Annotated in this window: 5 protein-coding genes; 3 read left to right on the top strand and 2 right to left on the bottom strand. The window is 69.5% G+C overall.

The window, feature by feature from the left end; all coding sequences use genetic code 11:
- Nucleotides 1–54 precede the first annotated feature (54 nt).
- Nucleotides 55–1,512: an AAA family ATPase gene (locus AC5LUJ_RS09215; protein ID WP_493464779.1), complete on the bottom strand. Its 1,458-nt coding sequence runs from the start codon at nt 1,510–1,512 to the stop codon at nt 55–57.
- Nucleotides 1,513–1,837: 325 nt separating this feature from the next.
- Here AC5LUJ_RS09215 and AC5LUJ_RS09210 point away from each other — a divergent pair, with 325 nt between their 5' ends.
- From AC5LUJ_RS09210 to AC5LUJ_RS09200, 3 genes are all read left to right on the top strand, one after another.
- Nucleotides 1,838–3,109 (top strand): ATP-binding protein, encoded by a 1,272-nt coding sequence (locus AC5LUJ_RS09210; RefSeq protein WP_250282500.1) that lies wholly within the window; start codon nt 1,838–1,840, stop codon nt 3,107–3,109.
- Between the two features lie 150 nt (nt 3,110–3,259).
- Nucleotides 3,260–3,706, top strand: coding sequence for a hypothetical protein (locus AC5LUJ_RS09205; RefSeq protein WP_250290468.1), 447 nt, complete (start codon nt 3,260–3,262; stop codon nt 3,704–3,706).
- On the top strand, nt 3,703–4,068 hold the full coding sequence (locus tag AC5LUJ_RS09200) for a DUF5615 family PIN-like protein (protein WP_250282504.1): 366 nt from the start codon (nt 3,703–3,705) through the stop codon (nt 4,066–4,068). The genes AC5LUJ_RS09205 and AC5LUJ_RS09200 overlap by 4 nt, the downstream gene beginning before the upstream one ends.
- A 357-nt stretch (nt 4,069–4,425) precedes the next feature.
- Here the strand turns inward: AC5LUJ_RS09200 and AC5LUJ_RS09195 are convergent.
- A partial coding sequence (locus tag AC5LUJ_RS09195; RefSeq protein WP_493464778.1) for an SRPBCC family protein occupies nt 4,426–4,957 on the bottom strand: 532 nt, incomplete at its 5' end.

The following is a 4,957-nucleotide window of genomic DNA, read 5'->3' as shown; positions in this document are numbered from 1 at the left end:
TAGCCGGCCGGGGCCGTGGAGCCGCCCCGCTGACTGACGACCGGTCCGTCCCGGTCAGGTCGCTGGTTGCCAGGCTGAGAGAAGGTCGGACGGGCCCTGTACGAGATTCGCCCTGGCCGGCTCCAGGCGTGGGCTGATGCCGGAACGGGACACGATGACCAAGCCGGTGTCGCCAGCCGTGAAACCGGGTATCTCGGCCGCGCTTCGCGTGAGCTCCGCGAGGTCGTGGTCGTCGAACGGGCTGGCGAGCCATTTGATCGACCCGGCGAAGTGGATGCGCTTCGCGACGGGCGACCGGTCGGCTCCGACCAGGTCCACCTCCGGGTCGAACCGGCGGTTCCACCAGCCGCCGACCGCTTCGACGTCGGGCCAGGGCAGTAGGCCCGCGGTCGCGGCGAGCTCGAGTGACTGGCGGACCAGCGGCTCGACCGCCCTGCCCCGCCACGCCGACCAGCGGCGTTGCACCAGCCGGAAGGCCGCTTCGGGCCGTCCGCGGCGCGCCTGCTCATGAGCGGATCGCAGGACGCCGAGGTACAGCCGCAGGTTGCTGTCGGCGATCCGGTACAGCGCGGGCCTGCCGGGCTGTGTCGAGAGGGGCTCGTCGACGGCGAGCACCCGCTTCTCCTCGACAAGCCGGCGCAGCAGCGGCGACAGCGACCCCGAACGCAGAGCACCCTGCCGGCCGCCCGCCGCCGCGGCGATGTTGGCATGGGTGCGCTCCCCGGCACCCACCGCTTCGAGGACGCGCCGCGCCTGGTCGGGCGTGGGGAATTCGGCCATCAGCGTGGATTCCGGCACGCTGAACAGCGGCGAGGCCGGGTCGGCGCACTCCTGTTCCAGGAAGGGCAGCGGCGGGGTCCCGTGCGGCCAGCTCCGCAGGATGCCAGGCAGTCCGCCGGAGACCAGGTGGGCGTCGATGGCGTCGGCCGCGTCCAGGCCGAGAGCGTGAGCGGTCTCCAGCGGGTTGAGGGGGCCGAGGACGAGGTTGTCGGCCCGGCCGAAGAACGGGCGGTCGTAGGCGGTGAGCCGTTCCATCATGTGGATGTCGCTGCCGAGCAGCAGCAGGAGCACCGGCCGTCCGGCGAGCAGCCTGTCCCAGGCCGTCTGCAGCGCGCCGTCGAACAGGTCGTCCTGTTCGGCGAGCCAGGGGAGCTCGTCGAGGACGATGATCGCCGGCGCGTCCGGCAGGACCGAGGCGAGGACGCGGAAGGCGTCCGGCCAGCTTCCCGTGGATCGCGCGGGGACGAGTTCACGATCGGTCGGCAGGGACGATTCCTTCAGGTCCGCGAACAAGGCGGCCACCGATTCGACCGGTGAGGCACCCTTGGTGGCGGTGAAGAACAGGTAGGGGACGCCGGCCTGATCGCAGAACTCCTGCACGAGGCGTGACTTGCCCACCTGGCGGCGGCCTCGGATGGCGAGCGCCGCCCCGGAATGCGAGGCGGCGACCCGGTCCAGCCGTTTCCGCAGGAGAGCGAGCTCGGCCGCTCGTCCGACAAAACCCGTCGTCACACCTGAATCCCGTCTATGTAGATGCCATCTACATAGATACATGCTACCGAAGGGATCGCCTGGGCAGTCGAAGCCATCACGGAAAGTGTCTGTCCGGAGGCTCCCGGCAGGCGGGAAGGGCCTACGCCCGGGGAACGGCAGGACGATCGTGCGCGCCGGCCGGCAGCGCCTGGCGCCTCCGGCCTCGGCGCGACAAGCCCCGGCGGATCCGTAGCTCGACCCCCGGCGGATCCGTAGCTCGACCCCCGGCGGATCCGTAGCTCGACCCTCGGCGGATCCGTAGCTCGACCTCCGACGGATCCGTAGATCAGATAGAATCTTGGCTGTGAGTGCACGGTTGCGCGGCCTGGTGCCACGGCGGCTTGCTCCCATCGTCGCGGGTCGGATGCTCGAGGAGCCGGTGGTCCTTCTTCAGGGCCCCCGGTCGGTGGGCAAGTCGACCCTGCTCAGAAACCTCGCCGGCGCGGTTGGCGCGGAGCTGGTCGACCTGGACGACGTGGCCGTGCGCGACGCGGTGGCCCGGGACCCGGGCACGTTTGTCGCGGGCCCACGACCGGTCTGTATCGACGAGTACCAGCACGTCCCGCTTGTCCTTGACGCGATCAAGGCTGAGCTCAACCGTGACGGCCGGCCCGGTCGCTTCGTCCTGACGGGCTCGGCACGTCACGAGGCGTTGCCCCAGGCTGCGCAGGCGCTCACTGGCCGTCTGCACCGGCTGCCGGTATATCCGCTGTCACAGGGTGAGCTCCGGGGAGCTCACGAGCACCTGTTGGAGGACCTGTTCGCAGACCCGGCCGCCGTGGTAGCCGCGGCCCGGCCGTCGGTGACCAGCCGTGAGGAGTACATCGACAGCGTTACGGCAGGCGGGTTCCCGTCGGCGCTCGCGCGGGCCTCGCTCGCTTCGCGGAACCGCTGGCTCGACGACTACGTCCGGCTCGGCCTCGAACGCGACGTGGGGGAGCTTGCCAGGATCCGCCAGGCGGCTTCGTTGCCGGTCCTGTTCGAGCGGCTGGCGGGCCAGACCGCGCAGGTACTCAACATCGCTCGGGCCGCGTCGAGCGTCCGTCTCGACGAGAGGACCGCGTACAGCTATCTACGGCTGCTCGAGGCGGTGTTCCTGCTTTACCGTCTCCCGGCATGGGGGAACACGCTTACCACACGGTCCACGGCGTCGCCGAAAATCCACATCCTGGACTCCGGGGTGGCGGCTCGGCTGCTGCGGCTGACGCCGCGGAAACTGGCCGCCCGTAATCCGACCACGCTCACCGAGTTCGGACATCTCCTGGAGACGTTTGTCGTCACCGAGCTGCTCAAGCAGGCGTCCTGGGCGGACTGGGTCAGCGGGGCCGGCCACTGGCGCACTCGTGACGGCGACGAAGTCGACCTTGTTGTCGAACGCGATGACGGGGCGCTGGTGGCATTCGAGGTCAAAGCGGCTGGCCGGGTACCGGGTGAGGACTTCGCCCCGCTTCGCAAACTCCGTGACACCACCGGCGACGCGTTCACAGCCGGTGTCGTGTTCTACCTGGGAGCACGCTCGTACACGTTCGAGGACCGCCTGCACGTCCTGCCCGTCGACACGCTCTGGGCCCCGTAGTCGACCGGGGCTGTGGAGTCGCCCCCCGCGCTGACTGACCGGTTCGTTCGGTCAGGTCGCTGGTTGTCAGGTCGGGAAAACGGATCTCCGTGCGGAGCCCGCATGCCGTCAGGCTGGTGACTGTCAAGATGGCGACTACACTGTAGTCGTATGGCGAGGAAGGCTCCCACACCGGTGCGGTTCGATGCCGCCGTCGCGGTACGCCTACAGGCGTACGTGGCCACCCATCCAGGTCTTTCGCTGTCGTCAGCGGCGAACCGGCTGGTGGACGAGGGGCTGCGGACGACGGAACATCCCGGCATCACCTTCCGGGAAGGGCCGGCGGGCCGGCGGGCGGGCCTGGTCGGCGGGCCTGACGTCTGGGAGGTCGTGCGGGCGGTCCGCTCCGCCAGGGCGGCCGAACCGGAGCTGGCCGAGCAGGGGCTGTTGTCCCTGGTCGCGGACAACACGGGCCTGCCGCCGCGGCTGCTCCGCACGGCGCTGCGGTACTGGGCCGCCTACCCGCTGGAGGTCGATGCCGAGATCGCCGCCGCTGACGAGGCCGAGCAGGCGGCCGAGCGGGCCTGGCGTCGCGAGCAGGACCTGCTGGCCGGATGAGCCACCCCCTGTTACTCGACGAGATGCTCGGGGAGCGGACAGCCGCCCAGCTCGTCGGGAAGGGACACGACGTCGCCTCGGTCGTCGCTGACCCGGCGCTGGTCTCGCTACCCGATGATCAAGTGCTGGCGGAGGCTGCGCGCCAGGGACGTGCGCTCGTCACACTCAACGTCAGGGATTTTCTGCCGCTGGACGCCCAGTACCGGGCCGGCGGACGCTCCCACGCCGGCATCGTCCTGATCTCGACAAAGGCGTTTCCGCAGGACAGAGCCTTTGTAGGCGCTGTCGTGAGCGCACTCGACAAGCTCTTACAGGAGCCGGGCACCCTCGGCCCCGACCAGGTCGTCTTCCTACAGCGGTGATCCCACCCCACGAAACCACTGCCGGCTGACCAGGAGCGCCCGAGCAACGGCGTAGTACCCAGCGCCAGCGAGCCATTTCCGCAGCTGGAGGCCCCCGTCGTCGGCGGCTACCGGAAAATCCTCTGACAGCCCATCAAATAACGCGGATCCCCTCCACAGCCAGCCGTACAGGCCATGATCCAGGAGATTTTGTCGTTGTGTACGCTTTTTGGTCGCAGAAGCGTACACAACGACAAACTTACGCCGATCATGGCCTGCGTGGGTGGTCGCGGGCGGATTTACGCTGCTTGGCCGACGCCCGGGGCTGCCGGGGCTGCCGGGGCAGGCCTCGTCAGACGGTGAGATCGGACGGTGGGATCAGACGGTGAGCGAGGTCAGCAGTGTGTCGATCTGGCCCACGGCCGCGGAGATGCCCTCGACCATGCCCATGGACACGAGTTGCTCCATCACCGCGAGCGTGGGGAAGACGCTCTCGATCGTCATCACGGTGGCCGCCGCGCCGTCCGCGGTGAGCTGTACACGGACGGCCGTGACGGGCATGTCGGGGTTGGGGCGGCCGGCGTCGTCGGCGAAGCCGTCGGTGAACTCCAGGCGGTGCGGGGCGTCGACGGACAGGACGTGCCACCAGCCATGGTGCTTGTCGCCTTCCGGCCCGGTCATGAAGTAGGTGACCGTACCGCCGGGGGCCAGGTCATGGTCGACGACGGTCGCGGGGTAGGCCGGCGGGCCCCACCACCGCTCGAGCTGGCGGGGGTCCTGCCAGACCTGCCACACCCGCGGCGGCGGCGCGTCGAACCGCGCGGTGAGCGTCAGTGTGAGGGCTTCAGGGTCCTTCTGGATGTCGATCACTGGCATGTGCGTGCTCCCCACTGTTTTCGCTGTTTCCGGA

The organism is Protofrankia sp. CiP1_Cm_nod3, from assembly GCF_982290655.1.
This window is presented reverse-complemented; position numbering and strand designations above follow the sequence as displayed.

Coding starts and splice junctions, on each gene's coding strand:
- AC5LUJ_RS09200 (WP_250282504.1), top strand. CDS start 3,703: ATGAGCCACCCCCTGTTACTCGACGAGATGCTCGGGGAGCGGACAGCC.
- AC5LUJ_RS09205 (WP_250290468.1), top strand. CDS start 3,260: ATGGCGAGGAAGGCTCCCACACCGGTGCGGTTCGATGCCGCCGTCGCG.